This window comes from Endozoicomonas sp. SESOKO3, assembly GCF_024606255.1.
In genome coordinates, this window is sequence record NZ_JAHHPR010000549.1 from 1 (window position 1) to 3126 (window position 3126).

Below are 3126 nucleotides of genomic sequence, written 5' to 3' on the forward strand. Positions count from 1 at the left end.
TTTTAAGACCTTCAATGCCCGTTTCCAATGTTTTCACTGTCCTGATACCTCAGGCGACTTCAATCTATGTTGTTCGAACCAACTTATACCTTCCAGTTCTTCGACAAACTCTTCTGCCAATATATATGCTTGAGCAAGGCCATCTTGAGACACAGACCAATTATGCTCAAAAAGAGATAGATATTTTGTATTGAGTGGCATTGTTCGTCTCAAAGATCAGAAGGCTTTGAACGCAGTATGCTGCCGATATTGCCACCTTACAAGCTCAATACCACGGCGGTGCTCATAGCCACCTGATAAATCACCTGCATGATATCACTGGTGTACTGCATGGTTTTCTCATCCACTTGTGGCATAACCAGAATTTCATCGCCGGGTTTAACGTCGTATTTGGCGAGGCCGCCGCTAAACCAGCCGTCGTTATACTCAATACGTGAAATAGTGCCGTCACTATGGAGTATCAGGACACGGGACTGATCTGCTTTTTGAGAGTATCCCCCTGCTGAGGAAACGTAATCCGCTATAGTCTTGCCATTGTCAAAAACCATGGCATTAGGGAACATAACTTCGCCGTGCACCTGAACCAGAACGGTTTTATTAGGAATAACGACTCTATCCTGGTCTTTCAGCAATACGTCCATGCGAGTTTTATTTTGACCTAACAGCACCTGACCACGTGGTTTTGTCTGTCTGGCTCTTTCTACGAACTGAAGGATTGAGTCTGCATCGGCTTTTCTTAAATTGGCTTCGCCTATGCTTTTGCTTCGTGCTGAGAGTGCCGCTTGTTCAAGCTGCTTCAACTGTACATCGAGCATGGCTTTTTGGCGTTCTGCTACTGACTCTCTGAAGAGTTGCATCGCTTCTATGTTGGAGCGGTCGTTAGGGGAGAGGCGGGCCATGAGATCTTTAATGGTGCTGCCATAAGGGAGGATATAAACGGCCTGGCCATTGTGTTCGCCCTCCACGGAAACGCTGATGGTTCCGGGCATTTTGTCAGAAACAACGGTGACTTCATCGCCACTCTGGAGTTGGACGTCGGTTGTTTTAGCAATAGGCAGGTATTCCACGTTACGCTTGGCCATTTGGTTTCTGGCAATTCGAACGTGGGTGGCCTCGGGTAATACACCGACCATATCCAGTGCGTCTTTCAGAGCTGTCTGGCCGTTGGCGAATTCAATCTGAACAGGGTTTTCTACCAGTCCGTCAAAGGCAGCAACACCTTGTCGTGTGTTGACAACGAGGGTATCACCATCGCCCAGCTGAATCTGTTCAATGGTGCCTGTAAGAAGGAATTCATAGAGATTAAAGGTGGCTCTGGTCTTGCCATTACGTTTTAATTCAACATTCAGGTAACTACCAGACTCTGGGCGTATACCCCCGGCTTTTGCCAGAAAGGCCAGTATTGAATCCGATGAGAAGCCACCATAAAGGCCGGGTGATTGCACAAAGCCGGTCACAAACAGTTTGACCGGTTCTGCTGCATTCAGGCTGGCGTAGACGTTGACATTCTTTTGGTAAACACTGCGAACTTTTTTCTCGATCACCTGGTTAAGGTCTCTGTTGGCAACGCCTTCCAGTTTTACAGGGCCTACTTGTGGGATAAAGACATTGCCCTGGGCGTCGACCGTGAGTTCGACGGAAACTTCATAGGCTCCCCACATTTGCAGAGTGACTCTGTCGCCAATGGCCAGAGTGTACTCAGGGTTGAACCCTTTAAACTCGGCCTGCTTGAAGCCATCAAATAAATTTTGACCGAATACCGTACGCTGGGTGACGTTTTCAACCAGTTCCGGGCCCACGGTTTCTGTTTCTGTGGATTCCGGGATCGCTGTGTTTGCATAAGCCGCCATGCTCAGCATGAGAGCGGCTGTTGATGAAATGAGTGGTAGTTTCATAGATTCATAGTCTTGGAAATCGGGAATGCTTTAACGATGCTGTTTTATTGGTCTTTCGTCAATCACGATGCTCATGGATGGTGGCGCGAATCATACGGGCCAGCGCAAAAATCATCAGCAAAACCAGCAGTATGTTGATGAGGGAGTAGGCCACCTTGGGGTACTTGGCATCCTGCGCTTGGTACGGACTACTGACTACAACCAGCTGTTTTAATTTACGACTCGCCTCGGTGCGTGTTGTTTCCAGTGCAACCAGTGCCGATGTGTAGGCCTGGGTAGCCAAGTCCAGATCCAGTTGTAACTCTTGTTGTCGAGCGGCAAGATCGTTCAGCGAAGTAGATCCACTGTCGACCAGCTTGTCCTTTTCTGTGGTGATCTGTGACTGAAGCGCGCTGATCCGTTGTTTTAATGCAATGACCTGGCTTGAGTTCTCGTTCAGATAAGAAGTCAGGGTCTGCAATTCGGTTTGGCTTCTGATCAATTCTGCCTGAAGCTCATTCATAATACCGTTAAGGGCGGCTCCCTGTTCCTCGACGCTCAGCAAACCGGTTTCGTTCTGGAAATTCAGCAGTCTGCGAGTGAAGTCCTTGAGTCTTTGTTCTGCTCGCTCAACTTCTGAACGGACAAACGTCAACTGTTCATTAGCCAGATTGTGACTGATGTCATTTACAAAACTCTCGCTCTTTAGAAGAATCAGGTCGGTGATTTTTTTGGTGTATTCGGGCTCAAAACCTTGAACCTCCATATCCACCATGCCATTGGTATCATTGTATCGAACGTTGATATGACTGCGATAAAAGTCGAGAAAGTCTTCCTGGCTGGCAGATGGGGAGAGTCTGGAGATCCAGTCGCCAGATTCAATGTAATGTTGTCTCAGGCTCACCTCTTGATTGAGGTAGTCCAGCATGTCGGGTGACTGTATAAAGGTCTCCAGAATTCGCTGGTCATTGCTGGCTTGTGGGGTCACGCCGAACAGGCTCAGCCCCTCAATAGAGCCGCCACCTGAGTCGCTTCGCTCAATAAGGAAGCTGGCTTCGGAAACATAACGGTCGGAAGCGATCAGGGTAAAGTATATTGCAGCGATTGCCCAGGGAACCAGAACAATAGCGGTAAACCACTGCCCGGTTTGATGAGTCAGCAGCGCCGACTTAAGCTTATGAGTCAGTTTAAGCCTTTTTAGCTTTTTCTTGATCGTGTAAGCAGGCGCGTCGGGCTTTTTAGACTTCGGTGG

The 3126-nt window shown here is 48.3% G+C and carries 3 protein-coding genes; 1 reads left to right on the forward strand and 2 read right to left on the reverse strand.

What is annotated here, in order from left to right; translation table 11 throughout:
- Window positions 1-194, forward strand: a 194-nt coding sequence (locus KDK18_RS09525) for a hypothetical protein (protein ID WP_257254669.1), incomplete at its 5' end; no start/stop codon positions are given.
- A 63-nt stretch (window positions 195-257) separates the two neighbouring features.
- Here the strand turns inward: KDK18_RS09525 and KDK18_RS09530 are convergent.
- Window positions 258-1895, reverse strand: a complete 1638-nt coding sequence (locus tag KDK18_RS09530; RefSeq protein WP_257254670.1) for a polysaccharide biosynthesis/export family protein — start codon at window positions 1893-1895, stop codon at window positions 258-260.
- A 58-nt stretch (window positions 1896-1953) separates the two neighbouring features.
- On the reverse strand, window positions 1954-3126 hold a 1173-nt coding region (locus KDK18_RS09535), incomplete at its 5' end, for a hypothetical protein (protein WP_257254671.1).